Below are 25,117 nucleotides of genomic sequence, written 5' to 3'. Positions count from 1 at the left end.
CCGCCATGAATTCCTGCAACAGCCGAACCCATCGATTCCTGCTTCAGATCGCCGAGGATCTCTCCAGCGGAGACGTCAGCTTTCCGACCTACCTGGATGCGGCCGTCCGTATTCGTCTGGCGCTCGAAAAGCCGGATCTCACGATCGATACCCTCGCCCGGGTGCTGCTGACCGAACCGCTGGTGTCCGCCAAGGTGATCCGGCTCGCCAACTCCGCGGCGCTCAATCCTTCCGGCCGCGAAGTCACCGACGTCAAGACGGCGGTCATGCGGGTCGGCTTCTCCGCAATCCGTGCGCTGGCAGTGTCGGTCGCACTCCAGCAGCTGCTGCGCGAAAAGGACATGGCGCCCTTCATGGAATCGGCGCGGGCGCTGTGGCAACACAGCCTGGAGGTCGCGGCGGCGTCCTTCGTGGTGGCCCGCAGGCTCACCAAGATCCGACCGGACGAAGCCCTGTTCGCGGGACTCGTGCACGACATCGGCCATTTCTACCTGCTCTCGCAAATCGCCCGCAATCCGGAAATCGCGCGTGACGACGAAGAGTTGTATCGAGTCCTCGACGAATGGCACTGCAGCATCGGCCATGCCGTCCTCAGTGCACTCGAGACCCCGGAATCGATCCTGACGGCCGTCAAGGACCACGAAACGGCGTTCGCCGACCAGTCGCCGACATCCCTCGGGCAGGTGCTCTATATTGCGAACACCCTCGCCCCGACCTGGAATCCCTTTGCGGGCGCGTCCAGCTACCGTTCGTCACCGGTCCTCGAGAGCGTGGCATCGATCATCGGGGAATCCAGCGACGAACTGAACTCGATCATCGCAGCGCTCGGCCACTGACTTTCCTCTCCAACCCTGCTAGGGCACCCGCGGGCCGGGCGTTGCGGAGTCGTCGGTCGGATGGAACACCCACTCGGCGTATCGTGTCGCGTCCTGCGCCTTCTCGCTCAGTTCCGGCGGCAGATTCTTGCGGCGGATCGGCGCGCCAGGCGCCAGGCTGTATACGCCTGTAATCAGACCGCCCTGCGCCTCGAGCCCCCACCGTTTCTGTCCCGTCAAGGGATCGCGATAGATGCGCCGCAGGTGACGGACCACGACGCCGCTGCGCCGGTCCTCGACGAGCTCTTCGAGCTTGCGTGGCAGGGAATTGTCGGCCGAAGCACGCTGGTAGCTCCCAATGGCCCGCGCGATTTCTGCTCCAATCGCAAGGAGTTCCTCTTCCTTCTCGCGTTGCGCGACCTGCTGCCAGACGACTCCGGCCTGGGCGACGAAAAGCCCCAGGCCGGCCACGATGAAAAGTACGATCAGGTAGGTAAAACCACGCTCACCATTCCGCATAGGGCGTACCGTCCTTGGACGTGCCATCGGCTCCACTATGCACGTCCCACACGCCCTCGCCGCTTTCCGATGGCGCCGCTTCAGGCTTCCACGTGTCGGCGCTGTCGGTCAGCGGATCGCTAGGCACCTTGCGCAAATAGCGCTTCGAGACGAGGGAATCCAAGGAGTCCGGCCACTTGCCGGTATCGGCCTTGTACTTGTCGATCGCGTCCCGCATCACGTTCAGCGACTGTCGAAGCGTTGCCTCGCGGGCGCGGTCCAGGTGCTCGAAATACCGCGGCGCGGCGATCGACAGGAGTGTCGCGACGATAGCCATCACGACCAGCAATTCGATCAGCGTGAAACCGCCGCCAGAGCGTCTCATCGCTACCACTCCCGATAGGGCACGCCGTTCAAGCCGACGGCGCGCGACAGGGAGTAGACGTCGAAAACATCGTTGCCTTCGGCCGGCTCGTCCGGCGGACTGGCATAGCTACGCTTTCCCCAGGTCGCTTCCGGAGGTCGACGGACGTCGGGATCGAAAGGGTCGCGCGGAATGCGGCGCAGGAAATACATCGTGTGTCCGTTCGGGTCCTTGATGTCGATGACGCCCTTCGCCAGCGCCGCCAAATCCGGCGGATAGCCGGTCGCGCCCACGCGCTGCTCGATCCGTTTGTCGTCGTAGGCGGCCTTGTAGGCATCGATCGCCGTGCGGATCTGCCGCAGGGAGCTGCGCAATTCCGACTCCCGGCTACGCTGCGCGGTCAGTTCGGCCAGCGGCAGCACGCCCGCGGCAAGGATGCCGAGGATCGCCACGGTCACGACCAGTTCGATGAGCGTGAATCCGCGCGCGGCCATGACGTTCATTCGCCGATCTGGACCGTCGCCGGCACCGAAAGCGGGATGCGCTCTTCTTCTCCGCCGGGGCGCCGCATCGCCAGGTTCGTCACCACGACGCCAGCCAGGCCCACCGCATCCGGACGTCCCTTCAGGCGGATCGCGACATCGCCCTTGCCGTCCACGACATTCAGTGGCATCTGGATGATCCCCGGCGTCGTTGCTCCCTCCGCTTCGAGGCGGTCGGCATCGAAGGTGACGGTCACTTCGGCGGTATCGACCCCCTCCAGTTGTTCGATATGCACGAGCGCCGTGATGATGTCGTTGCGACGCATGCGGTCCGGGACGACCAGCCCGACCAAGGGGGCGCCCGCGGCGCCCGATGCCGGCGCCCCGTTGCCCTGCCCGACCGCAGCGGCCGGCACAGCCGGAGGAGCGGCTGGCACCGGTTCCGGGGCAATCCGTGCCGATCCTGCGCCGCCTTCGGTTCGCAGACTGAGGCTACCGGGAGCGGTCCGCCCGAGGCGCAGCGGCTCGGCCCCGACATTCGCCTCCGTCCCCGCCGGCATGTCGGCGAGGAGCGCGACCGGCGGCATGACGTTGCGCACGATGCGCGGGGTGATCAGCAGGACGATTTCGGTCTTGTTGTGCGCATCGCGCTGCGCGGAGAACAGGCGGCCGAGAACCGGAAGGTTGCCAAGGCCCGGCACTCGCTGCGCTGCGCTGCGGTCCTCGTCGTTGATCAGGCCGGCGAGCACCTGGGTTTCGCCGTCGCGCAGGCGCAAGGCGGTCGTCGCCGTGCGTGTGCCCACCTGGTAGGCCAAGGAACTGGTCGGACCAGGAACCTCCTTGACGATGTTGCTGACCTCCAGGTTGATCTTGATCCCGACTTCGTCGTCGCGATAGACGGAAGGCTCGACCTCCAGCTTCAGGCCGACGTCGAGATAGGACACCGAGGCCGAAACGCCGACGTTCGCCGTCGAGGTGGTCGTGAACACGGGCAGCTTGTCGCCGATGTGGACCTTGGCCTTCTCCCGGTTCCGGACACGGATCCGCGGATTCGCGAGGATGCTCGAATCGCCGTCCTCGCTCTTCAAGCGCAGCACGAGGCCCGGGTTGCTGACGAAGGGGACGAGGTCGCCGCGCTTGCGCAGGTTGATGTTGCCGTCGAGCAGCTTGCCGCCGAGCTGGGTGGTGCCGGAGATGACCACGCCGTTCACGATCTGGCTCGGCGCCGGAATGTCCGGCGTCAGCAGTCCGTAACCGATCTGCTCGGGAAACTCGAGGCCCAGGTCCAGCAGCTTGTTGCGGCTGATCTCGAGCACTTCGAGTTCGAGCATCACTTCCGGCTCGGGCACGTCGAGCGTCGCAACGAGCCGTTCGATCATCCGCACGGCATCCGGCGTGTCTTTCACGACGAGCAGGTTCAGCTTCTCGTCGATGAAGACGTCGCGCGTCTTGACGAGCTGCTTGACCATCGTCTGCGCGGACTTGGCGTCGGTGTTCGCTAGATAGAAGCTGCGGGTGACGAGTTCGACGTGTTCGCGCTGCTTGGCGGAGGTCGCCGGATAGACGAGGATCGAGTTCGCGTTGAGCAGCTTGCGGTCGATGCCCTGGGTTGCCGACAACAGCCGGATCACTTCGTCGACGCTGGTATCCCGCACGAAGAGCGTGACGCGATTCTCGGTCCGCACGTCGCGGTCGAAGACGAAGTTGAGACCGCTCGCCCGAGACAGCGCTTCGAACACGACGCGCAGCGGCGCGTCGCGAAACTCCAGCGTCACCGGCTTCGCCATCGCCCCCTGCAGGGCTTCCGCCTGCGGCTTGCTGGTCTGCTGCATGCGCTCGTCGAGCTCCCGTCTGAGTTCCAGCGCAACGCGGTCATCCGGGTCCTCGGCGAGGACGCCGCGGACCAGGCGCGTCGCGGTCGAAACATCACCCCCAACAAAAGCGGCCCGCGCCTGCGCCACCCGCTCGCGCCGACGACGCGAGCGGTCCGCCTCTTCCAGGCCGAGCCGTGCGCGGGGATTGTCGGGATCGATCCTCTGCACATCGCGATACAGGGCGGCAGCCTCGGCCGTCTTGCCGGCAATGCGGGCACGGTCGGCCGCAGTGAGCCGCTCCAGCACCAGCAAGTCGCGCTGACGGATGTAGTAGCTGCGCAATTCCGCGTTCGTCGGATCTCCCTTCACCGCCTGCTCGAGACGCTGCAAGGCGAGCATGCGGTCGCCGGTCGCAAAGTCCTTGCGGCTCTGCTCAAGCGCGGCATTGGTCGCACACGCAGCCAGCGCCAACGCCAGCACGGTGGACAGGCCCAGTCGCCGGGCGGCATGCGGGGTCGTTTTCTTGGTCATCATGGACTCTGGCGGCTGAGTGTTTGCTTCACATCAAGAGGGAGGTAGGTGATTTCGATGCCGTTGGACGTAATCCGCTCCACCCGGTATTGGCTGCCCAATTTCTCCCCTTCCCGCACGAGGCGTACCTGACTGCCGTCGAGCAGGAAGACCGCCTTGCCCTGTGCATCTTCGATGGCACCGACGAAGCGATAGGGGAGCGGAGGCGCCATCGGCGCCGGGGGCGGAGCGGGCGGGGCCGACCGGACCGGCGGGCTGAAGTTGACCCGGCGGGCAAGCATCTCCGCCACGTCCGGCCATGGACTGCGTGCGGAGGTCAGGGCCGCGTAACGATCGGCGCGGGCTTGCGCCGGCGCCGAGGCGTCCGTCTTGCCGCCCGCGACCGAGGCCTCGCCTTCGGACCGGGAACGCTCGGACCGCGGCGCCCGCACGACGTCGTTGTCGGCCCCCTTGTCCTGGCTCGCCCACCATGTCGCCGCCACCGTTGCGACGAGGGCAATCCCCAGCACCAGCTGACGCGCGTTCATTTCGCCCCCCGCAGGTAGATCTGCAGGCGCGCCTCGGCCTCGACGACGCTGGTGTTGCTGTCCGTGCGCTTCACGTTCAGGGATTCGAGCGCCACCTCGGGCATGTCATTGAGCACTTCGGCCAGCCAATCGTAGATGGCCTTGAATTCGCCCTCAATGGGAGTCGCCAGGCTTACGACCTGCAGCGAGGTCCCGACCGCGCTCCCGCTGCGGTAATCGGTGCGTTTCGATGTCACGCCGTGGCGCGCCGCGAGCTCGTCGAGCCGGCGCAGCCTTGCCGGCAGATCGGCCGCCGGGGGGAAGCGCTCGTAGAAGGTCTTCAGGCGTTCGCGCTCATCGACGACCGGCGTCTGACGGCCTTCGCCACGCAACAGCTCGGCGCGCTCCGCAGCCAGCGCCGTCCGCCGTTCGTCCGCATCCCGCGTGACGAACCAAGAGGCCACCAGCGCGACGACCAACAGCGCCACTCCGACGCCTCCGATCCAGCCCGCCTCGACGACAATACGGCCCACCCGTTCCTGCACGAGCCGCAGGACGGTCTTCGATCGAGGCCCCTTGCGGCCGTAGCTGGGCAAACCGCGGCCGACGTCCGTGGCCGAGCGGGACACGATCCCCGTTTCCGGCTCGATCGGAAGCATTCCGGAGCCTTGCCCGTGCAGGAAGCCTTTCATTGTCCGCCCCCCCACGTCGCGCTCGCGTGAAAACGCACGACAGGAACGGTGCCCGCGCTCGTCCATTCGTAACTGGTCAGCCGCACATCGCCAATGCCTTCGGCGCCATCCAGACGTTCGAGCAAGTCGAAGACAGCCATCAAATTCCGCGCATCGCCCGTAATCCGAAGGCTGTTGCGCGACGCATCGCCGTCGAACGAGATCCAGGTGGCCGACTCGGTCTGGGCCGCCGCCATGCCGGCGAACAATGGGCCCCAAGCGGCATTCAGGTGCGCGGCGACATCCAGCGCCGCCTTCGCCTCGTCGGGGCTGACACCGCGGGCGGCCGCAGCGCGCGGGGATGGAGCCGCGCGGGCGATCGACTCGCGCAGGCGGCCGATAATCGTCTGCCGTTCGGCGAGCTCCGCCTGTTCCGCGCGGTAGTCGGCAAACGCCAAGGCCGCGCCGGCGACGCCCGCCATGAGCAATGCCCAGCCATACCAGCGCGGGCCCCGCCGGGCAGCGACGAAGTCGAGCTGGATCGACAATGGCACGCGACGCATCAGGCCCATGCTTCGCCTCCTAATGCAATCGCCGCCCAGCCGGCGGGCGCTTCGAGATCCGTTCCGGCGCGGTACAAGGTTCCACCCTCGGCCTGGCTGGCGGCTCGCGTCTGCAGGGACTGGAGAAGCTGGCCAAGTGCATTCGCTCCTCCGGCTCCGAGCGGCTGACTGCGCACGGAAAGCCACATGGCGTCGTGCCACAGCCCGACGGTCAAGCGGCCGCCCCGCTCGATGGCCAACGCGCCCAGCGGATTGTCGAGCCGCGATCGCAAACGGTTGTATGTCGCGACGAATTCGCCGGTAATGCGGGCAACCCGCAGGCGGTTGCGAGCGGCCCACTCGTCCACCGCCGCGATCAGCTCGACTGGCGCGGCACATGCGATCGTCGGAACGCCGGTGACGCTCGGCTCGATCGCGAACTGCCATTCCGGCGATTCGATGCCATGCACTTCGCGGAAACGATGTGCGACGAACGCCGCCCGTTCCGGGCGCCCGCGGAGACCCGCCGGCCATTCGACGACGAGATAACGGACCAGTCCGTCCGCCAGCAGCACTTGCCACCGCGTCCCCGGCCGGATTGCCGCATCGCCTTCCTGAGACAGCAGCGGCAACGCGTCCTGGGGCCTGCCCGCAAACTCGACGCGGCGGGGCGCACCGCCCGCTGCGATGTCGAACGCGTCGGGCTCCACGAGCAGGCGCGCGGCTTCAGGCCACCAGCGTGACACGATTCACCTCCTGCAAAGTCGTCTCGCCCGCTGCGACCATGTCCAGCGCCGCCGCACGCAGCCCGTGGAAACCCGCCCGGCCGGCAGCCTCCTTCACCGCCCGGATCGGCGCCCGCGCGACGATCAACTCCCGCAGTTCATCGTTGAGCAGCAGCACCTCGGCCGCGGCCCGCCGCCCGCGATAGCCCGATCCCCGGCAATGGCCGCAGCCCAGGCCGGCACGGAAGCGGAATCCGCTGACGTCCGCGAGCCCCGACTCCGCGATCAGCTCGGCGTCGGGCACGACATCCTGCGTGCAATACGGGCAATTCATGCGCACCAGGCGCTGCGCGACGATACCGTTCAGCGCGGCGACGAGGTTGTACGGATCGATCCCCATGTGCATGAAGCGCCCCATCACGTCGAATACGTTGTTGGCGTGGACGGTCGTAAATACGAGGTGGCCCGTCAGCGCGGCCTGCACGGCGATCTCGGCCGTCTCCCCGTCGCGGATCTCGCCCACCATGATCTTGTCCGGGTCGTGGCGCAGGATGGATCGCAGGCCGCGGGCAAAGGTCAGGCCCTTCTTCTCGTTCACCGGGATCTGCAGCACGCCGGACAGCTGGTATTCCACCGGATCCTCGATCGTGACGATCTTGTCGACGCCCTGGTTGGTCTCGACCAGCGTGGCATACAAAGTCGTCGTCTTGCCCGAGCCCGTCGGCCCGGTCACGAGTAGCATCCCGTATGGCAGGCGCGCGAGGCGACGCAGGGCGGCGCGTACCCCCTCGTCGAACCCGAGCGTCTCGAGCGTCAAGCCGCTCATCTCGCGCGTCAGGTGCTCCTTGTCGAGAATCCGCATCACTGCGTCTTCGCCGTGGATGCTCGGCATGATCGACACGCGGAAGTCGATCTCGCGTCCGCCTGCGCTGACCTTGAAACGGCCGTCTTGCGGCACGCGGCGTTCGGCGATGTCGAGATCCGCCATCACCTTGATCCGCGAAATCGCCTGCTCCGCAAAATCCGCCCCCTGCACGGCGCCCACGCGCGACAACACGCCGTCGAGGCGGTACTTGATCACCAGGCCGCCGGGCACCGATTCCAAGTGGATGTCGCTCGCCAGTTGCTTCAAGCCGTCGTACAAAGTGGAATTCACGAGCTTGACCACGGGACTCGCGTCGGCACTGATGCGCTTGAGCGACAGATCCTCGGCGCGCTCCCCGGCCGCCCCGGTCTCGCGCGACTCGATCAGCCCTGCCGCGCGGCGCACCTCGTCCTCGTGGCGCGCGAGGCAGGCCATCAGGTCGTCGTGGTCCGCCAGCAGCACCGTATAGGGTTCGACGAGGCGAGCCCCGAGACCGTCGAGGAGGTCCGAGTCGAAGGGATCGGCGACCACGACGAGAAGGCGCCCCTCCTCCTCGCGCAAGGCCGCGCATTCGCGGTTGAGAGCCGTCTCGAATGCGATCGCCGAAAAATCGGGCACCAGTGTCATCAGCCGGGCATGACCCACCGGTGTCAGGCCTGTGCTGCGCGCGAGCCGCGCGAGGCGGATCTCAGGGTCGGGCTCGAGCTTCGCGAGCCCTTCGACGATCCGGGCACCACCCACCGCCGCGGCCGCGAAATCGGCTGCGGAAAATGGCGGCGGTGCCAGCACTGCGGCAAGCGGATTGGTCATTTGATGCTCTCGGCAAGCTGGAAGATCGGCAGATACATCAGCACGACGATCAGCCCGATCACGCAGCCGATCAACAACATCAACAGCGGCCCGAACAGGCGTGTCAGCCATTCGAGCTGGCGCGCGGTGTCTTCTTCATGGAATTCGGCCGCGCGCGTCAGCATCTCGCCCAGGTTCCCGGCCCGCTCGCCGACCTCGAGCATGCGCAACGCGACCGGCGTCGTCAGGCCGCGGGTCGCGAGCGTCGAGGAAAAGCTGCGCCCTTCGCGGATCGAAACGATGGCGGCGTTCAGGCCTGACTGCAGCATCGGGGATAACAGGCCCGTCACCATTCCGAGCGCCGTCACGGCCGGGATGCCGCCCGACAGAAGCATGCCGACGGTACGATAGAAACGCGCCAACTGGAAGACCCGCAGCCGTTCGCCGATGAAAGGCATACGCCACATCTGGCGTCCCACCGCCGCCCAGACGGCCTGGCTGCGCACCAGCGCGAAGCCCCCTGCGATCAGCAAGGCCAGGAACACACCCATCCCGACCGCATGCGCCTCGACGAACTGCCCCCATTCCAGCAACAGCCGCGACATGAACGGAAGATCCGTGCCGACGTCCTCGTAGATGTGCGAAAAGCGGGGCACCACGTAGCCGAGCAGGAACAGCACCACCAGCCCCCCAGCGCCCACCAGCAGCAGCGGATAGATCGCCGCACTGACCAGCTTGTCGCGCAGCCGTCCCTCTTCCTGCAGGTGGGCGATGTAGCGCTCGACCGCCTGATCGAGGTCGCTCGTGCGCTCGGCGGCTCGGATCATCGCCACATACAGGTCAGGGAAGGCATGCGGCGCCGCCTCTAACGCGCTCGAAAGGCTGCGGCCTTCGTTCAGGGCAGCAAGCACCCCGGTCAGCACGCCGCGCACGCCGGGGCGGGTTTCCTTCTCGACCAGAGCAGCGACCGCCTCGGCCAGTGAGATCCCGGCGCGCAGCAGCGCAAGTAACTCCTGGTTGAACAGCAACAGCGGAAAGCGGCGGCGTCCCCGGCCACGCGCCATTTCCTTCAGGGACAGGACCGATAAGCCACGCGCAACCGCTATGGCGCGCGCATCGGCCTCGCTGGCAGCCTCAAGCTCCGTCTCGACGACCGTCGCACTTGCTCCGATGGCCCTCACCCGATAGCGCATGGATCACCAATTGGTTATGTCCGCCGCCTCACCTTCGCCGCCGGGCTGCCCGTCCCGCCCCAGGGAAAACAGGTCGTACTCGCCGTGCTCGCCCGGCTGGCGATACTGGTAGGGCTTGCCCCAGGGATCGTCCGGAACCGCCTTGCGAAGATACGGCCCCTGCCAGCGGCTCTCGCCGGCCGGTGCACTGTTCAAGGCCCGCAAGCTCTGGTCCGTGGTCGGGTAATGCCCGACATCCAGCCTATACTGATCGAGAGCCTTCTCGAGCGCGTCGATCTGGGCCTTGGCCGCCTTGACTTCGGACTTGCCGATCTGGGAAAAGTAATGCGGGCCGACGTAGCCGGCGAGCAGCCCGATGATCACCATGACCACCAGCAGCTCGAGGAGAGTGAAACCCGCTGCGACCGTCTTCGCGGCCCGCGCTGCCTGTAGACGCATGAAGAACTCCGCGCTCCAAGTCTGAGATTAACGTTACCATACATTCAATACATCAAGTCATGCGCAGAAAATCGAACCGGTATGCGTAATAGTTGCCGAACATGCTGCGCATTACCTGACGGGGTAGCGATGTGGACAGACCGACCACGATGCCGGAATTGTCGCGAGAGGATACTGCACCGATGACGCTTTCGTCATGTATACGGGCTCGCGTGGTGGCCCCCTTGCGGGTGCTCGCATCGATTCTCGCCATCCTGGGTGCCCATGCGGCACACGCCCAGCAGCTCTATGCCTTTGTCGACGATCAGGGCATCTCGCACTTCAGCGACGCGCCGAGCGACCCCCGCCATCGCGCCATACCGGGTACGCGCTTCCAGCCGTCGACCGCCCCCCGTATCCTGCCCGAGGCGCCCCGGATGCGCGGCACACCCGAGGCCATCAGCCGGGTGATTCACGATACCGCGCGCGAAACCGGTGTGCATCCGGCGCTGCTGGAAGCCGTCGCCTCCGTCGAAAGCGGATTCAACGAACGGGCGCGCTCCCCGAAAGGCGCGCTCGGCGTGATGCAGCTCATGCCCCAGACCGCCTCGCGCTTCGGCGTCAACGACCCCTTCGACCTGCGTCAGAACATCTCCGGCGGCGCCCGTTACCTGCGCGAACTGATCGATCGCTTCAACACCCTGCCACTCGCACTGGCCGCATACAACGCCGGAGAAGGCGCAGTCAGCCGCTACGGCAACACGGTTCCCCCATATCCCGAAACCCGCGCGTACGTGCCCAAAGTGCTGGATCGCTTCCAGCGGCGCGTCAACGCACAATCGCGATCCTCGCAGGAGATGCGGCCCTGACAAGATCGAGACGGCGCCTACTCTTCATTGCCGAAGCGGCGACACTCGCCCACGTCGCCCGCCCCTACGCTCTCGCCCGCAGTCTCGATGCGCAGGAGTGGGAAGTCGTTTTCGCCTGCAATGACACCTACCTTCGCCTGTTCCCCGAGTGGCCCTGGCCGCGCGAGCCCATCAACTCGATCGAGCCGCGGCTCTTCATGTCCCGTCTTGCCAAAGGCTCCCGCCTTTACCCCTTGAGCACGCTGAGGCAATACGTCCCCGAAGACCTGGAACTGCTCGAGCGCGTGAAGCCGGACGTCGTCGTCGGTGACTTCCGTCTGTCGCTGTCGGTCAGTGCGCGCGTCGCCGGCATTCCTTACGTCGCGCTCTCGAACGCCTACTGGAGCCCCTACGCGTCGCGCCGCCGCATCCCGATGCCCAGTCTGCCGATGGCGCGAATCCTGGGCGTCCCGCTCGCCTCCGCCTTCTTCGCGCTCGGCCGCCCCTTCGCGTTCGCCTGGCACACCGTCCCGCTGAACCTGCTGCGCCGCGAATATGGACTTCCCAGCCTGGGGCTCGACCTGCGCCGCGTCTACACTGACGCCGACATGACGCTGTACGCCGACGTGCCCGAACTCGTGCCGACCTCAAGCCTGCCTGACACGCACCGATACATCGGCCCCGTCGAGTGGTCGCCCGAGCTGCCGATGCCGGATTTTCCTCCCGCCGCGTCGGGCCGACCTCTCGTCTACGTGACCCTCGGAAGCTCCGGATCGGGCGCACTCCTTCCGGTCATTCTCGAAGCGCTATCCGAGCTCGATTGCCATGTTGCCGTCGCCTCGGCCGGGGCACGGCTCGAGCACGTGCCGGCAAACGTCACGGTTGCCGATTACCTGCCCGGAGCGCAGATGAGTGCGCGCGCGGATCTCGTGATCTGTAACGGCGGCAGCCCGACGAGCCATCAGGCCCTCGCTTGCGGAGTGCCCGTGCTCGGCATCCCGTTCAACCTGGACCAGCACCTGAACATGGATTGCGTGGTCGCATACGGCGCCGGCCTCGCGCTGCGTCCCGAGCATGCCACGGTTCGGACCTTGCGCAGCGCCGCCCAGGGACTGCTGACCGACTCGCAATGCAGGGGACGGGCCGCAGAAATCGGCCGCATCTTCGGCGCACGTCGCGCCGCGGAGGGTTTTCACCAGGCACTCGATGCGGCGATCGCGCAGCACGCGAACACCCCTCGCACCGGCAAGCCCTGAGGCAAAAAAATGCGCCCTTGCGGGCGCACAATCGATGCAGAGGAGACAATCTCCCGCCTTGCGGCGGGAGAAAGACTTGTGCTTACTTGATGACCTTGTGCATCTGGATGTTGCCACCGGTCAGGAAGCCGCGCACGGCATACATCGGCGTGTCGCAGGGCTGATCGGTCGGGCAGATCAGGATCTGATAGACGTCCGGGCAATCCGCGCCGCTTGCCACGTAGTCGAGCAGCAAGGGGTCAGCGGTGGCCAGTGGATTGTTCTGGTCGGCCGCGAGGAAGCTCTTGCACTGGGCGATCACAGCCGGGTCACTATTGAACTGGTTGCCCGGCTCTCCTGAATCCACCATATCGACGCGGAAGTAGTAGATCTTGTCGCTGGAATTGGCGCTGCCAATGTCCGAGGGGCCGCCATGGGCGATCAGGTAGTTCTTCGCCTTGGTGCCTGCGGTGCTGTTCGGGAAGTTGAACGATCCCGTCCCCTCGAAGTCGATCTGCTTGAACTTGGCATTGGCTTCGGCCGGCTTGATCGCGCCCGGGTCCTTGCATACCGTATCCGTGATACGCGTCGTCTTCGGCGCACTATGGGTACCCGCCCGGAATGTGAACTCACCCGCCGGCCCGTTCTTCTGGTTGTGCGTGTGCTCGCCGAATGGTCCACCCTTGCTCTTGTCCGCGGTCGGCGCACCGACCTGACCGCCAAACGTATAGCAGTTATCGTTGGGAAGTTCGGAGCAAGTCGGGCCGAACTTGTTCGGATCGGCGTTCCCGTTCTTGTCGTTGCCACCGTAGGTCACCCTACAAGCGCCTTCAATCACCTCACCCTGTTCGAAGCGCTGGTTCGCGTCCGCTTGCAGCACGAAGTGCAGATCCGGACCCGAAGCATGGAAGCCGCCATTAACCGACCCGACGGTCGTGGCACTCATCGTTACCGTGTTGCCGACGACGCCATAATCAACAAACTTTGCCGAAGGATTCGTCTGCCTGTACGGGGTCACCGTCGACGTATTGAAGAACACCTTCATGCTTTCGATCTGCGCCTGGGTCAGTCCCGGGAAGAAGTCCGGGTCGGCGCTGATGATCACGCCCGCCAGTTGCGTACTGCCCGACCCCGTGATGGTTTGAATGGCGGGGTAATTGTTCGGGCCAAACTGGTCCAGAGTCACGATCGGGCTGCCACCGCTGTAGCCCCCCGTACTGTCGGTCACGACACCATAGAGGATACGCTTCGTACCCGCCAAACCGGTGTTGAATCCGGTGCCGGCCAACATGTTCGAATCGGCCGTTGGACTCCACCATATCTCGAAGAAGTTCGAGCCCGACGAGTTGAAAGCGAAGGTGGTCGTAGACCCGGTCCCAGTAAGCTCAAAAGTATTTACAGCCTCGCCAAACCCGGCGACGAAGGTGATCTCGCCGCTAGGGACGGAGTGCAAGTCGCCATCTTGATCGACGATCACACCGAGCTTGGCATGGGAAAGCAGATGAATAATGCTACCGACATTCAACCCGCCCGCAGGATTGCCATTCACCGCAAGGGCATTACCCGGCAACCAATCGAGCATTCCAAGTGGAATGGCTCCCGTAAGCCCCGTTCCACCCGGAGAGAACATGATCGGATCTGCCGCAAACGAGAATGCCCCCTGTGCGCAGAGCGCCAGCGCAATCGCCGTCTGGCGCATATTTCTTGGGACTTTCATGGGAACCTCCGCTGATTTCAGTGTTGGCAAGCATCTGCCGGGCTAACGCGCAACCGCCACGAATCCCGAGCAACGGGAGACGTACACTGTCAAGCATGGTTCGCACCATAACCAACGAATACCTTTATTTTCAATAGAATAGCCCGATAAGCAAGCTCAACCGAAGGCCCATTCCCATCGAAGGTGTAAAATTTTCCGAACAGAAAAAGGGGCTTCCAACGCGGCAATGCGTCACACTCGAACAGCATTTTTGAAGACCCCGTGATAGACGTCACGCGTTCATTTACTCCCCGAAAGGCCCGAAGTTCCCTGCCGTGACCACCGTAGGACACGACCCCTGGTTCCCGGGTATCTGCTTTTTTAAGGACGGCGCCATCGCCGCTGCGCCGCAGGACGGCTTCTCAAGGCGCGGCACCGCCCAACCGCCACCGGCGCGCCGGCGTCGAAAAACTTTACAGTCACCTGGACGCCAGTCTCAGAAGCCCCCGCGGTCAAACCACATCACATTGTTTTTTAATGATTTTCAATTTCCTGGCACAGCGAGTGCTACGGCCTAGTCAGGAACATCGCGACGCAACTCTTCGTGGTGCCGGTGGCTGGTTAAGAAGCGGGAGATACACATCATGTTCAAGAAGACAATCCTGGCAGCAAGCATTCTCTGCGCAATGGCTGGTTCGGCGCAGGCATTTACGGTTGACGTCAATGGCGGCGCGGCGGGCGGCACAATCGCCGGGGTAACGACCCTGGACTGGCTGCCGGGCAACGCCCTTGCGGTGGGAGGCAATCCGTCTGGCGGGCTGCAGACTGGCGACGTTGTGCAGTTGCTCTATCAAGCAAACCTCGGCACGCTGACTGACGGGAACAACATCCTGTACACCAGCGGCGTAGGCGGCTTGCGTTTTACGGCAGTGGCGGGCTTCTTTGAGACGGCGACCGTGACGAATGGGGGCCTGAATGCGACCTTCACAGCGACGCCGAACACGAGCAGCTTCTTCCGCATCTACGCGACCCCGACTAACGGCAATAACCTTGCCGGCACGGGCTTCACGACCGGAACCTTGGTACTGGAAGGTACCCTGCAGTCGGTTCAAAGCTCCAACTTTACGGTGAACCCGGCGGCGGGGACGGTGCAGTTCGACCAGTTCGGCACGAATAACTACGCAGGACCTCCGAACACGCTGACGGTTGTCGGCTCCGGATCGACCGACTTGACCTGGCTGATCACGAACTGGGATTCGGCCTTCTTCCCGAGTTTCAATCTCGGCGACCTGATCACCACCGCGATCAACTCGTCGCTGGTCGATCCGTTCAGGCAGGTTGATCCGTCTGCCTTGTTCTCGTCCAACGGCATCGCGAACGGCGACGTCGCCCACAACATCGGCACCTGCAACGGCTGCCCGCAGAGTAGCGGCTCTGACCTGAACTTCCAGTTCCAGGCAGACGCAAACAGCTCGATTACCGTTCCGGAACCCGGCACGCTCGCGCTGCTCGGTGCAGCACTCGGCGGACTCGGCATGTTCAATCGCCGCCGTCGCGTCGAAGCCGCCTGAACGACCGCCACCGGCTAGATCACGCGGAAACGGGAGCCCCTACGAGGGTTCCCGTTTTTTTGTGGCGAAACCGGCTCGGGTCAATTGCGTAAGGAATTCCGACGGTCCGGTCCGGCGCCCGCTTCCCTGATGCGGCGCGCAGGAATTCCGCCCCACAATTCGCCCGCCGCAATGTGCGTTCCCTTCGATACGACCGCGTTCACGGCAACGATCGCGCCGTCCTCGATCACGACACCGGGCTGTATCACCGCTTTGGCACCAATCGTGACGTTGTTGCCGATAACGATAGGCGCAAGAGACAGGTCATCGCCTTCGACGGCGTGTGAAAACATGACTGCATCGTGCCCGATAATGCAGTTGTCGCCGACGCTCGTGAGCGGAGGATCCAGGATCGTACCGGCACTGTAGCTATTCGTGCCGAGGCGCGCGCCCAGGGCCAGATAGATCACCCGCATCAGCGGCACCGGCACGAACAGGCCACGCGTCAGCGGCTGGAAGAGGACCAGGTAACAGAGCAGATAGACGTGATAGGCAAACTCCTCCCTGGAACCGGGAGCGAGGTAGCCCGGGCGCAGCGGTACGAAGAACAGGAAGGCGCGATGCAGCGCGATCGCGAAAGCGTAAATCAGCACGCCCCCCGCTGCGACCAGCACGACACCGCGGAAGTCCCCGAGCGGAAGGCCCCCCAACAGCAGTGCGGTCGTGCCGATGCCGAGGCCACAGGCTGAGAACAATAGGACGAGGAAACACAGACTCTGGGCGAGCGTGATCTTGCGCATGGTTTGGCACTCCGGAGGATACGGTCGCAGGGGACAGGGTCAAAGCCGCTCGTTCGGCGGCCGGAACATCTTCGCGACCTGCGAGATGACGAACTTTGCCGGAAACAGGCCGGCGAACATCCGCTGCTTGAAAGTCCCGGGCGCATTCACGGCGACAGGCGATCCGCGTTCCAGCCCGCGGATCGAATCGCGAACCACGTCGGCTGCCGAACCGCGCGCCGCGATCGCGCTCGCGTAGGCCCCGGCCACCTCGTCGAACTCCGTGTCGGTGGCGCCGGGTATCAACGTCTGCACCAGCACGCCACGCTCGCACCATTCGCCATACAGTGCCTGGCTGAAGCTGAGCACAAAGGCTTTCGTCGCGGCATAGACCGCCATGTAGGGAACCGGCTGGTAGGCCGCGGCCGATGCGACGTTGATGATCGCGCTCGGGGCCCCCGCGGCGAGGTCGGGCAGCAGCGCGTGCGTGAGCTCGACCAGGGCCGTCGTATTCGCCGCCAGCATGTCCCGATAGATGGCCTGCGGCGTGTCCTCGAAACGGCCCCAACGGCCGAAGGCCGCATTGTTCACCAGCAGCCTGACGCGAATGCCCGCAGACGCCACTCGTCCGGCAACCAAGGTCGCAGCGTCCGCAGCGCCGAGGTCCTGAACGATCACCAGCGTGCGGATCCCGAAGTCTTGCTCGAGCCTGGCCGCAAGGGTCTGCAGCCTGTCCTCCCGCCGTGCGACCAGGACGAGGTTCAAGCCCTTCCCCGCCAATTGCGTGCAGAACTCCTTGCCGATTCCGGAAGACGCACCGGTCACCAACGCCCACGCCCCGCGCATCTCGTCGAGCTTCATGCCACCGCCTTGGCCCCGGCCTCGCCGAGCAGATGGTCAGCCACGCGCAACGCATTCGCGGCGATGGTCAGCGCCGGGTTGGTTCCGCCGCTCGACGGGAAGAACGATGCGTCGACGACATACAGGTTCGCCAGGCCGTGAGCGCGGTTGTTCGCGTCCAGCACGCTCGACGCCGGATCGTCGCCGAAGCGGCAAGTGCCGCATGCATGCGCGATCCGTTCGTTGTTCTCAGCCTGCTTGATCAACAGGTGCCGGTATGGCCGCAGCAGTCTCTTCATGTGTTCGCGCATCCTCTCTATTCGGCTTCCTTCGCGCGCATTCACGCGATACGAAATGGATATACCCTCGCCCGCCGCGCCCGCGGGCGGAAGCACCCGGTTTTCTGGCTGAGGAAGGTCCTCGATGATCGTCGCCAGTATCGTCGCCCGCGAGAACAGCAGGTCAAAGATGGGGCGCATGATCGGTTTGACGAGCCCGAACGCCGCTGCAGCTGCGGGATGCACCTGCTGGCGCAGGTCGCGCTGCAGATCGTTCGCAATCATCGCCCCGGGCGGCAGCTTCCCGAAAGACTGGATCGCCCCGAGCTTGACGCCATCGGCAAGGTACAAATCATTGCATCCGAATTCCTTGGCGTTGCCGTCGGCATCGGGCCTGGCCTTGGGAAAGACCGCGTACAGATCGATGTAGTGACGCATCAGGTTGTGGCCGACGAGGCCGGAATCGTTCGCCACGCCGTCCGGCCAAGCGGTGCTGCGCGACTGCAGCAGCAGCGACGGGGTGGCCAGCGCCCCCGCGGCCAGCGCGACGATCCGGCCGGACACCCGGAACTCCTTTCCCCTTCGTCGACAGATGACACCGGTCACCCGCTCGCGGTCGGCATCGATCCGAACGACCTCGCATTCGTCCACGAGTCGAGCCCCGTGCGCGGCCAGCGCCGGCGCGAGACACACGCGTGCGCTGTCGTTCTTGCACCCGGACCCGCAAAGATAACCCTGACAGCCGCGACATCCGGCCACGTACTCGCATGCAAGCGGCAGTTGGTAAGGATGCAGCCCCTGGCTCGCCAGACTTTCGCCAAGTTCCCGTGCTGCGGCCGACATCGGAGGCGGCTCGGCATGCTGCATCGACGCGTCCGGGCGCAGGGGATCGCGCGTGCCGCGGACCCGATAGAGGCGCTCTGCGGCCTCGTAGTAAGGAAGGAGATCGGCGTACGTGATAGGCCATCGCTCGGGCAACGTAGAGCCTTCAGCATCCGGATAATGCCGCCTGGGCTCGAAATCGGCGGGGAAGAAGCGTTCGAGGACCATTCCGTACAGCGCGCTCGACCCGCCGGTACCCATGCCCATGAAAGGCAGGAAGCGCTTCGACCGCCCCGAGGACAGATCGTCGATCGGCACCACGTAGCGCCCTGCCGCGCTCAGCACGTCGCGCTCGTCCCGTCCTCCTTCTCCGAAGCGCATTTCCGGATAGACATCGCGCAGAGCATCCCTCCCCGCAAGCGACGAACGCCCCCGTTCGCAAAACAACACTCGCCAGCCTGCCCGGGCCAATGCATACCCGAAGGTTGCGCCGCCCATGCCGGTCCCGACGATGACGGCGTCCCACTCGCTGCCGTCCAGATCGATGTCGTTCATTCGCCCCCTCGTGAATGTGGTGCCTGTTACGACCGCGCGGGCACCATCAGGTCGCGCAACTCCTTGCGAAGCGAACGAGCGGTCGCCCCGGCACCCGCACCGACGCGGCAGAAGAAGGCAAAGGGCGCCGCCGCATCGGCACCGGCCAACGCGTCGAAAGACGCGGCGAGCCGCGCGGCTCCCTCGTCGATGCCCTTGGTCGCCGAAATGGAACGCCCCGCCTGGACGTACCAGCGAAAGATCACCGGCGTCATCTCCGGCTGCAGGTTCAAGCCCAGTGCATCCACGGTGAGCCACAGCCGCTGCATGGCCTCGCCCGTGCGGACATGATCCTCAATCGTCCGGAGCGGGTTGCGGGGCAGAAGCAGCAGATGCGCGGCACAGGCCATCGCGGGGAGGAAATCGAGCTGGATCCGCGGAGCAACCGTGCCGAACAGGTATCGATTGAAGAACTCGACACGCTCCCAGCTTTGCATGACCCACCGCATCAGCTTCGCCGTCATCGGATCGACGCCGACGGCCTGATCTGGAATGCGGTCGACGCTGAAGCGCGCATCCCATTCGATCACGTCGCGATGCACCTGGTAGGCTTCCGGGCAGGTCAGCCGCAGGCGCGCGTTGTCCCACAGCAGGCGCGCCACCTTGAATCGCTCGGAGAGGGACTCGAACATCAGGACAGAATGATCGGGGCCTACCGCCTCCACCAGTTCCCGCCTCTCCTCGATCGAGAGGGGGCGCGCGCTCATCATGCGACGTTGAACGGCACGCTTGCGTATCGACGGGATCAAGGGGTCGGGCGCGATATCGGCAGAAGGCTCGAGCACGACGTCGTAGATCGGCCCCTTGTCCGAAGATCCCGCTCTCAGCGACCAGCGAGCAGCGAGCCCATGCCCCGTCGCTGCTACCCTCAAGGTCTCGAGCAGGGCCCCGTGGGCAATCTGGCTGGCACGACCGTCCAGGTCATAAATGACGTGATCGCGGGTGTCGAATCCGTGCACTGCAATCTGCCGGTCATCGACGACCTCGAATCGCCAGGGCTGCGTGTTGTCCCCGCTGGGCGCCCAGCGCGCCAGATCGAGAATCTCCATCAGCGTCGCGCGATCAGCCACGGCGTTCGCCTCCGCCTTGCATGCGACGCAACTGGCCTCGCGCGATCAACAGCGCGAGCCGCTGGATCGGGTTGCGGTTTCCACCCGGACGCCAAGTGCGCACGAGGCGATTGCGGTAGGCGTCGAACTGGTAGCCCCAGGGCGCCGGCCGCAGCATTCCGCGCCCGAGGAGAATCTTCAGCGCTTCCGTCGCGGTGACACCTGCGCACAATTGGCACGCGGCGACGGTGGAAGGACCGCGATGTTCGGCAAGATTCACGCGCGATTGATCGGCGAGATAGGAGCGCTGCAGCATCGCCGGCGACAGTCCGAGCAGGAAACGGATCGCCATCTCCCACTCGTCGCATCCCTCGAGGCCGAAATAATCCTCGAAACTCATGCTGTCGGGCATGAAAGCCAGGAACGCGACCCCGAGTCCGAGCGGCGCGGCCGTGATCGCCGGGACGCCCTTCCTGCGGCATGCGGCAAAGGTCGCGCGGCGCGCCTCGAAGCAGAAGAAATCGAGGCCATCGACATAGAGGTCGACGCCGTCGAGGAAGCGATCGAGATTCGCGTCGGACACGCCTTCCGGAAAACGCTCGATCTTCAGCTCCGGGTTGATCTCAAGAGCCATCTCGGCCAGAACGTCGACCTTCGGGCGCCCCAGCGCGGCCATCGTCGCACCCGCTTGGCGGTTGAAATTGACGAGGTCGAAGGTATCGAAGTCCGAGATGTTGAAGGCACCGATTCCGAGCCGTGCGAGGGTCGTGAGGTGCACGCCTCCGACGCCGCCCATGCCCGCAATCGCAATCCGCTTCTGTCTCAGCGTCTTCTGTTCTTCTTCGGTGACCCAACCGAGATTGCGTGCAAATGCCGCATCGTAGTCGAAGGTGCTCACCATGCTTCTCCCTGGATGGTGTGTCCTCCACATCATCATAGAGAATCCATGCCAATAGAGAAACAGCCATTTTTGGACTGCGGATCACCACTTTCCGCAATTTCACACACCCCCGCGGATACCAACTTGGACTATGATTAACGAGCACCTACCGCGTTCACGGGGGCCCGCATAAGGCCCGCCAAGAGAGGCTCCGGGGCGATCCGTCCCGATGCATACGCCGGCAACAGAACGAGGAGAATACCGTTGCTTCTGTTCGACCGCTTCAACCTTGGCCACGGGTTCAGGAAATACTTCGAAATCTCCCCGGCCACCGACGACTCGTTGCGCGACGCGGTGTACCGCGTGCGGCACGAAGTGTATTGCGAAGAGCTCGGCTTCGAACCCGTCCGTCCGGATCGACGAGAGACGGACGAGCACGATGCCCACAGCCTGCACTGCCTGCTGCGAACCGCGAACGAAGCGAAAATCCCAGTGGGCTGCACGCGCGTGGTCCTTGCCCGAACGAACGACCCGGACTACCTGCTCCCTTTCGAAAGGACCTGCGCGGCAACGATCGACCGTTCGATCATCGACCCGGCACGTCTTGACCGGGATCGGATCGCCGAAGTGTCGCGCCTCGCGGTACGCGCAGCATTCCGACGCCGGAAAGGGGAACACACGGAAGCGGTGCCGGTGCACGACGAGGACTTCGGCAGCGTCATCCACCCGCGTTTTCCGTACATCCCGATCGGGCTATATCTGGGCGCGATCGCCCTCGCGGCCCGCAGCGGAATCGAGACCCTCTTCATTCTCACGGAGCCCCGACTTGCCGCCCATTTCGCGAAGCTGGGCGTCGATGTGCGACAGATCGGCGGACCGGTCGAGCATCGCGGCACGCGCATCCCGTCGATGATGGACGTGCAGAGCATCATCAAGGGCATGCGCTTCCTCCTCAAGCCGATGTGGCGGACGATCCACGAGGAAATCGAAGCGGGCTACGAAGGCGAGACGTCGATCGCGGGCAGCTCTGCCAGCAAAACCGGCACCTGACGGAGTAAGGACGAAAAAAAACCGCGCCGGATCCGGCGCGGTTTTCGTTTGCGATGGCGGAAGGCTCAGCCCGCGATCGCGTCGCGGATCTGCTCCAGCGTGGTCGGATCGTCGATCGTCGTCAGATCACCCGGATCGCGGCCTTCGGCCAGCGCCTGGATCGAGCGGCGCAGCATCTTGCCGGACCGCGTCTTCGGCAGACCGGAGATGAAGTGCACACGCGCCGGACGCGCGATCGCGCCGAGCAGGTTGTCGACCGTCTTCATCACTTCCTTCTCGAGTTCGACACGCTTCTCGGGGCTATCGACGCGCGTGGCGTCCTTCACCACGGCGAAGGCCATCGGCATCTGGCCCTTGAGCTGGTCGGCGACGCCGACGACCGCGACCTCGGCAATCGCGGTGTGGGCCTGGATTGCCTCTTCGATCTCGCGGGTGCCCAGACGGTGGCCGGCGACGTTGATCACGTCGTCCATGCGGCCGAGGATCGTGTAGTAACCGTTCTCGTCCTTGATGCCCCAGTCGGACGACGAATAGATCACCGGATCGGCAAAGGTGCTGAAGTAGGTCGACACGAAGCGGTCGTCCTGGCCCCAAACGGTCGACAGGCAGCCCGGCGGCAGCGGCGGAACGATGCCGACAATACCCTTCTCGTTGGCGCCGCACTCAGTGCCGTCCTCACGGTAGATGCGCAGGTCGTAGCCGTAGACCGGGAAGGCGGGGGAGCCGAGCTTGATCGGGCTCTGCTCGACGCCACGGCAGATCGCGAGCATCGGCCAACCGGTTTCAGTCTGCCAGTAGTTGTCGACGACCGGGATGCCCAGCTCGTCCATGATCCACTTGTGGCTCGTCTCGTCGAGCGGCTCGCCGGCGAGGAAGAGGTGCTTGAGCGAGGACAGGTCGTACTTCTTGAGGAAGGCCGGATCCTGCTTCTTCAGCACGCGCACCGCGGTCGGCGCCGAGAACATGACGGTGACCTTGTACTTCTCGACGATGCTCCACCAGATGCCGGCGTCCGGGCGCAGCGGCGTGCCTTCGTACATGATCGTCGCCATGCCCGCCAGCAGCGGCCCGTAGATGATGTACGAGTGGCCGACGACCCAGCCGATGTCCGAGGTCGCGAACATCGTCTCGCCGGCGTCGCCGGTGAAGATATGCTTCATCGACGCGGCGAGCGCGACGGCGTAGCCGCCGGTGTCGCGCTGCACGCCCTTCGGCTTCCCGGTCGTGCCAGAGGTATAGAGGATGTAGCTCGGTTCGGTCGATTCGAGCCAGGTCACCGGGACCTTGGCGTCCATGTGCTTCGCGCGCAGCGTCGCGTAATCGACGTCACGCCCTTCGACCTTGGCGAAGCCCTTGTCCAGGCCCCGATCGACGATCAGCACGTTCTTCGGCGGGAATTCGGCGAGCTTGCAGGCCTCATCGACGAGGTGCTTGTACGGCACCGGCTTGCCGTTGCGCATGCCGGCATCCGAGCTCACCATCAGCACGGGCTTGGCGTCGTCGATACGGGTCGCGAGCGAGCCGGCCGCGAAGCCGCCGAACACCACCGAGTGGATCGCACCGATCCGCGCGCAGGCCAGCATCGCGAACGCGGCCTCGGCGATCATCGGCATGTAGATCAGCACGCGATCGCCCTTCTTGACACCGAGATCCTGGTAGATCGCGGCCATGCGCTCGACCTCGCGCTGCAGCTCGGCGAAGCTGTAGACCTTCTCTTCTTCGGTCTCGGTCGAGATATAGACCAGCGCACGGTCGTTCGGACGCTGGGCGGCGTGGCGATCGACGGCGTTGTAGCAAAGGTTGGTTTCGCCGCCCTTGAACCACTTCACGAACGGCGGCTTCGAAAAGTCGCAGATCTGTTCGGCGGACTTGTTCCAGTCGATGAGCTTGGCCTGCTCGGCCCAGAACTCATCACGCTGCTCGATGGAACGGCTGTGAAATTCCTGATACTTGGACATGGGTTCCTCTCCCTACAATGATCCCTGCATTACTTGAATGACATCGGGCATCCGGCACAGGCTCGGACTGCGGAGCGATGCGCCGCGCCACCTTGTTACCGCTTTGTAATTTTTTTTACCGCTCCGACTTCAGGCCTTCTGGGTGCCGTCGTTGCCGGATGCGGAATTGGGATTGTAGTGACTAAGACGATCGAGAGGAATCCCGCAGCCGAGTTGCGCCTCGATCAGACGCAACAAGGGCATGAGCGTCGCGACCACTGCGGGCAGTTGCGCGACGATCTCTTCGGTGTCGCCCTGCCCGACCTGGACGAGTGCCTGGTCGATGCTCACGACCTGCTGCCGCAGGCGATCCACCATCTCCTGCGTGATCTCGCCCTGGTCGCCGACCACGCGGTTGCCGCCGGCCTGCTTGCCGGCGCCGGTTCGCGCCGTAGCGACGTTGATCAGCTCGCTGACGGTCTGCACGCCGTCGCCTCTGGAACTCGCGACACCGACCGTGATGCTGATGCGGATGCGGTCGTCGCGATAGGTCATGACGAGCTTGTCGAGAACCTTCTGCATGCGCAGCGCAAAAGCCGCGCAACCGGCGAGATCGGTGCTCGGCGACAGCACGACGAACTGCGACGGCGTCATCTGCGTGACGGTGTCTTCCTTGCGGACCTTGGTCGACAACATGCCGGACAGCTTGCGGGTGACGAGCTGGGCGACATGTGCCCCGTATTGGGCAGTGAGCTGGTCATAGCGGTCGATCTCCAGCACCAGCACGGAAAGATCGGCCTGGCGCCGACGCGCGAGCGCCATGTCCTGCTCGCCCCGCCAGTTCAGGTAGGATTCGGTCGCCAGCCCCGAAACCGGATCGACCGGACTTTGCCTCGCCAACGCGGCACGGCTTTCCTCGAGCTGGCGCGTCGTCTGGGCGAGCCGCGTGAGCGAATCGAGACGAGCGATCAGTTCGGTCGCGCCGATTCCCTTCGTGATGAAATCGTTGGCACCGAGCTGGCGCGCGCGCTCACGCGCCCCCCCGTCTTCCTCACCGGAGATCACGATCACCGGAAGCTCGTGGATCCGCGACAGCTGCGACGCACGGATGCGCTCCAGCAGGCCATAGCCGTCGAGCTGCGGCATCCCGATGTCGGTGAGCACAAGCTCGATCGTGGGGTCGACCAGCAGCGCCTGCCAACCCGCTTCGCCGTCGGATTCCTCGCGGAATTCGAAGCGGCCCCGTATCAGCTTGACGATCGACGCCCGCACCATGCGCGAGTCGTCGACGATCAGCACCTTCGGCAATGGTTGCTGCTCAGGCTCGCCCATGCTGCGGAATCCTCT

Annotated in this window: 24 protein-coding genes; 5 read left to right on the top strand and 19 right to left on the bottom strand. The window is 64.8% G+C overall.

From position 1 onward, the window contains the following. Positions 1 to 5 precede the first annotated feature (5 nt). Positions 6 to 836: an HDOD domain-containing protein gene (locus tag AZKH_RS05470; RefSeq protein ID WP_015434743.1), complete on the top strand. Its 831-nt coding sequence runs from the start codon at positions 6 to 8 to the stop codon at positions 834 to 836. A gap of 18 nt (positions 837 to 854) precedes the next feature. Here the strand turns inward: AZKH_RS05470 and AZKH_RS05465 are convergent, their stop codons facing one another. The 11 genes from AZKH_RS05465 to gspG are packed head-to-tail and all read right to left on the bottom strand — an operon-like array spanning position 855 to position 10,233. After that, the gene (locus AZKH_RS05465; protein WP_015434742.1) at positions 855 to 1,334 is read right to left on the bottom strand and encodes a type II secretion system protein; all 480 of its coding nucleotides are present in this window, start codon (positions 1,332 to 1,334) and stop codon (positions 855 to 857) included. After that, entirely contained in the window at positions 1,321 to 1,698 is a 378-nt protein-coding gene (locus AZKH_RS05460) for a type II secretion system protein (protein WP_015434741.1), read from the bottom strand. Before AZKH_RS05460 ends, AZKH_RS05465 begins: the two co-directional genes overlap by 14 nt. Positions 1,699 to 1,700: 2 nt before the next feature. Then, the gene (locus tag AZKH_RS05455; RefSeq protein WP_015434740.1) at positions 1,701 to 2,180 is read right to left on the bottom strand and encodes a type II secretion system protein; all 480 of its coding nucleotides are present in this window, start codon (positions 2,178 to 2,180) and stop codon (positions 1,701 to 1,703) included. After that, positions 2,177 to 4,507, bottom strand: a complete 2,331-nt coding sequence (locus tag AZKH_RS05450) for a secretin N-terminal domain-containing protein (RefSeq protein WP_156822040.1) — start codon at positions 4,505 to 4,507, stop codon at positions 2,177 to 2,179. The genes AZKH_RS05455 and AZKH_RS05450 overlap by 4 nt, the downstream gene beginning before the upstream one ends. After that, positions 4,504 to 5,031: a hypothetical protein gene (locus AZKH_RS26180; RefSeq protein WP_015434738.1), complete on the bottom strand. Its 528-nt coding sequence runs from the start codon at positions 5,029 to 5,031 to the stop codon at positions 4,504 to 4,506. Before AZKH_RS26180 ends, AZKH_RS05450 begins: the two co-directional genes overlap by 4 nt. Then, on the bottom strand, positions 5,028 to 5,702 hold the full coding sequence (locus AZKH_RS05440; RefSeq protein ID WP_015434737.1) for a hypothetical protein: 675 nt from the start codon (positions 5,700 to 5,702) through the stop codon (positions 5,028 to 5,030). Before AZKH_RS05440 ends, AZKH_RS26180 begins: the two co-directional genes overlap by 4 nt. Then, positions 5,699 to 6,253 carry a hypothetical protein gene (locus tag AZKH_RS05435; protein WP_015434736.1) on the bottom strand — a complete coding sequence of 185 codons (555 nt, stop codon included), beginning with the start codon at positions 6,251 to 6,253 and terminating at the stop codon, positions 5,699 to 5,701. The genes AZKH_RS05440 and AZKH_RS05435 overlap by 4 nt, the downstream gene beginning before the upstream one ends. Then, on the bottom strand, positions 6,244 to 6,969 hold the full coding sequence (locus AZKH_RS05430; RefSeq protein ID WP_015434735.1) for a hypothetical protein: 726 nt from the start codon (positions 6,967 to 6,969) through the stop codon (positions 6,244 to 6,246). The genes AZKH_RS05435 and AZKH_RS05430 overlap by 10 nt, the downstream gene beginning before the upstream one ends. Next, on the bottom strand, positions 6,950 to 8,623 hold the full coding sequence (locus tag AZKH_RS05425) for a GspE/PulE family protein (protein WP_015434734.1): 1,674 nt from the start codon (positions 8,621 to 8,623) through the stop codon (positions 6,950 to 6,952). The genes AZKH_RS05430 and AZKH_RS05425 overlap by 20 nt, the downstream gene beginning before the upstream one ends. Then, positions 8,620 to 9,795 carry a type II secretion system F family protein gene (locus AZKH_RS05420; protein WP_015434733.1) on the bottom strand — a complete coding sequence of 392 codons (1,176 nt, stop codon included), beginning with the start codon at positions 9,793 to 9,795 and terminating at the stop codon, positions 8,620 to 8,622. The genes AZKH_RS05425 and AZKH_RS05420 overlap by 4 nt, the downstream gene beginning before the upstream one ends. A gap of 3 nt (positions 9,796 to 9,798) precedes the next feature. Then, on the bottom strand, positions 9,799 to 10,233 hold the full coding sequence (gene gspG, locus AZKH_RS05415; RefSeq protein WP_015434732.1) for a type II secretion system major pseudopilin GspG: 435 nt from the start codon (positions 10,231 to 10,233) through the stop codon (positions 9,799 to 9,801). 182 nt (positions 10,234 to 10,415) lie between these two features. Here gspG and AZKH_RS27155 point away from each other — a divergent pair, with 182 nt between their 5' ends. Beyond that, complete coding sequence (locus AZKH_RS27155; RefSeq protein ID WP_015434731.1) at positions 10,416 to 11,081, top strand: lytic transglycosylase domain-containing protein; 666 nt, start codon at positions 10,416 to 10,418, stop codon at positions 11,079 to 11,081. A gap of 197 nt (positions 11,082 to 11,278) precedes the next feature. Then, on the top strand, positions 11,279 to 12,316 hold the full coding sequence (locus AZKH_RS26665; protein ID WP_015434730.1) for a glycosyltransferase: 1,038 nt from the start codon (positions 11,279 to 11,281) through the stop codon (positions 12,314 to 12,316). A gap of 82 nt (positions 12,317 to 12,398) precedes the next feature. On the opposite strand, the gene AZKH_RS05400 is transcribed toward AZKH_RS26665, so the two are convergent. Next, the gene (locus AZKH_RS05400) at positions 12,399 to 14,012 is read right to left on the bottom strand and encodes a hypothetical protein (RefSeq protein ID WP_015434729.1); all 1,614 of its coding nucleotides are present in this window, start codon (positions 14,010 to 14,012) and stop codon (positions 12,399 to 12,401) included. Between the two features lie 623 nt (positions 14,013 to 14,635). Here AZKH_RS05400 and AZKH_RS05395 point away from each other — a divergent pair. Continuing rightward, positions 14,636 to 15,562 (top strand): PEP-CTERM sorting domain-containing protein, encoded by a 927-nt coding sequence (locus tag AZKH_RS05395; RefSeq protein ID WP_015434728.1) that lies wholly within the window; start codon positions 14,636 to 14,638, stop codon positions 15,560 to 15,562. Positions 15,563 to 15,642: 80 nt separating this feature from the next. Here AZKH_RS05395 and AZKH_RS05390 read toward each other — a convergent pair whose 3' ends face one another. The 5 genes from AZKH_RS05390 to AZKH_RS05370 are packed head-to-tail and all read right to left on the bottom strand — an operon-like array spanning position 15,643 to position 20,804. After that, complete coding sequence (locus tag AZKH_RS05390) at positions 15,643 to 16,341, bottom strand: DapH/DapD/GlmU-related protein (RefSeq protein WP_015434727.1); 699 nt, start codon at positions 16,339 to 16,341, stop codon at positions 15,643 to 15,645. Positions 16,342 to 16,380: 39 nt separating this feature from the next. Next, a complete protein-coding gene (locus tag AZKH_RS05385) occupies positions 16,381 to 17,181 on the bottom strand; it encodes an SDR family oxidoreductase (RefSeq protein ID WP_015434726.1) in 801 nt (266 codons plus the stop codon). Next, positions 17,178 to 18,815, bottom strand: a complete 1,638-nt coding sequence (locus AZKH_RS05380; protein WP_015434725.1) for an FAD-dependent oxidoreductase — start codon at positions 18,813 to 18,815, stop codon at positions 17,178 to 17,180. Before AZKH_RS05380 ends, AZKH_RS05385 begins: the two co-directional genes overlap by 4 nt. A gap of 26 nt (positions 18,816 to 18,841) precedes the next feature. Further along, positions 18,842 to 19,924: a nitroreductase family protein gene (locus AZKH_RS05375; RefSeq protein WP_015434724.1), complete on the bottom strand. Its 1,083-nt coding sequence runs from the start codon at positions 19,922 to 19,924 to the stop codon at positions 18,842 to 18,844. Further along, complete coding sequence (locus AZKH_RS05370) at positions 19,917 to 20,804, bottom strand: ThiF family adenylyltransferase (RefSeq protein ID WP_015434723.1); 888 nt, start codon at positions 20,802 to 20,804, stop codon at positions 19,917 to 19,919. Before AZKH_RS05370 ends, AZKH_RS05375 begins: the two co-directional genes overlap by 8 nt. Before the next feature lie 243 nt (positions 20,805 to 21,047). Here AZKH_RS05370 and AZKH_RS05365 point away from each other — a divergent pair, with 243 nt between their 5' ends. Beyond that, complete coding sequence (locus AZKH_RS05365) at positions 21,048 to 21,833, top strand: PEP-CTERM/exosortase system-associated acyltransferase (protein WP_015434722.1); 786 nt, start codon at positions 21,048 to 21,050, stop codon at positions 21,831 to 21,833. A gap of 65 nt (positions 21,834 to 21,898) precedes the next feature. Here AZKH_RS05365 and AZKH_RS05360 read toward each other — a convergent pair whose 3' ends face one another. Beyond that, complete coding sequence (locus AZKH_RS05360; protein ID WP_015434721.1) at positions 21,899 to 23,791, bottom strand: propionate--CoA ligase; 1,893 nt, start codon at positions 23,789 to 23,791, stop codon at positions 21,899 to 21,901. A gap of 129 nt (positions 23,792 to 23,920) precedes the next feature. Further along, positions 23,921 to 25,102, bottom strand: coding sequence for a response regulator (locus tag AZKH_RS05355; RefSeq protein WP_015434720.1), 1,182 nt, complete (start codon positions 25,100 to 25,102; stop codon positions 23,921 to 23,923). Positions 25,103 to 25,117: the final 15 nt, after the last annotated feature.

Origin of the sequence: Azoarcus sp. KH32C, assembly GCF_000349945.1 — a bacterium.
Classification (GTDB): Bacteria; Pseudomonadota; Gammaproteobacteria; order Burkholderiales; family Rhodocyclaceae; genus Aromatoleum.
Note: the sequence above shows the minus strand (reverse complement) of the source record. Positions and strands in the feature narration are given on the sequence as shown.

What these genes read in the sequence shown, in the direction of transcription:
- gspG (WP_015434732.1), bottom strand. Translation starts at nt 10,233, where the DNA reads ATGCGTCTACAGGCAGCGCGGGCCGCGAAGACGGTCGCAGCGGGTTTC.
- AZKH_RS05440 (WP_015434737.1), bottom strand. Translation starts at nt 5,702, where the DNA reads ATGAAAGGCTTCCTGCACGGGCAAGGCTCCGGAATGCTTCCGATCGAG.
- AZKH_RS05455 (WP_015434740.1), bottom strand. Translation starts at nt 2,180, where the DNA reads ATGAACGTCATGGCCGCGCGCGGATTCACGCTCATCGAACTGGTCGTG.
- AZKH_RS05420 (WP_015434733.1), bottom strand. Translation starts at nt 9,795, where the DNA reads ATGCGCTATCGGGTGAGGGCCATCGGAGCAAGTGCGACGGTCGTCGAG.
- AZKH_RS05400 (WP_015434729.1), bottom strand. Translation starts at nt 14,012, where the DNA reads ATGAAAGTCCCAAGAAATATGCGCCAGACGGCGATTGCGCTGGCGCTC.
- AZKH_RS05380 (WP_015434725.1), bottom strand. Translation starts at nt 18,815, where the DNA reads ATGAACGACATCGATCTGGACGGCAGCGAGTGGGACGCCGTCATCGTC.
- AZKH_RS26665 (WP_015434730.1), top strand. Translation starts at nt 11,279, where the DNA reads ATGTCCCGTCTTGCCAAAGGCTCCCGCCTTTACCCCTTGAGCACGCTG.
- AZKH_RS05355 (WP_015434720.1), bottom strand. Translation starts at nt 25,102, where the DNA reads ATGGGCGAGCCTGAGCAGCAACCATTGCCGAAGGTGCTGATCGTCGAC.
- AZKH_RS05360 (WP_015434721.1), bottom strand. Translation starts at nt 23,791, where the DNA reads ATGTCCAAGTATCAGGAATTTCACAGCCGTTCCATCGAGCAGCGTGAT.
- AZKH_RS27155 (WP_015434731.1), top strand. Translation starts at nt 10,416, where the DNA reads ATGACGCTTTCGTCATGTATACGGGCTCGCGTGGTGGCCCCCTTGCGG.
- AZKH_RS05465 (WP_015434742.1), bottom strand. Translation starts at nt 1,334, where the DNA reads ATGCGGAATGGTGAGCGTGGTTTTACCTACCTGATCGTACTTTTCATC.
- AZKH_RS26180 (WP_015434738.1), bottom strand. Translation starts at nt 5,031, where the DNA reads ATGAACGCGCGTCAGCTGGTGCTGGGGATTGCCCTCGTCGCAACGGTG.
- AZKH_RS05395 (WP_015434728.1), top strand. Translation starts at nt 14,636, where the DNA reads ATGTTCAAGAAGACAATCCTGGCAGCAAGCATTCTCTGCGCAATGGCT.
- AZKH_RS05470 (WP_015434743.1), top strand. Translation starts at nt 6, where the DNA reads ATGAATTCCTGCAACAGCCGAACCCATCGATTCCTGCTTCAGATCGCC.
- AZKH_RS05370 (WP_015434723.1), bottom strand. Translation starts at nt 20,804, where the DNA reads ATGGTGAGCACCTTCGACTACGATGCGGCATTTGCACGCAATCTCGGT.
- AZKH_RS05435 (WP_015434736.1), bottom strand. Translation starts at nt 6,253, where the DNA reads ATGGGCCTGATGCGTCGCGTGCCATTGTCGATCCAGCTCGACTTCGTC.
- AZKH_RS05390 (WP_015434727.1), bottom strand. Translation starts at nt 16,341, where the DNA reads ATGCGCAAGATCACGCTCGCCCAGAGTCTGTGTTTCCTCGTCCTATTG.
- AZKH_RS05425 (WP_015434734.1), bottom strand. Translation starts at nt 8,623, where the DNA reads ATGACCAATCCGCTTGCCGCAGTGCTGGCACCGCCGCCATTTTCCGCA.
- AZKH_RS05450 (WP_156822040.1), bottom strand. Translation starts at nt 4,507, where the DNA reads ATGATGACCAAGAAAACGACCCCGCATGCCGCCCGGCGACTGGGCCTG.
- AZKH_RS05460 (WP_015434741.1), bottom strand. Translation starts at nt 1,698, where the DNA reads ATGAGACGCTCTGGCGGCGGTTTCACGCTGATCGAATTGCTGGTCGTG.
- AZKH_RS05385 (WP_015434726.1), bottom strand. Translation starts at nt 17,181, where the DNA reads ATGAAGCTCGACGAGATGCGCGGGGCGTGGGCGTTGGTGACCGGTGCG.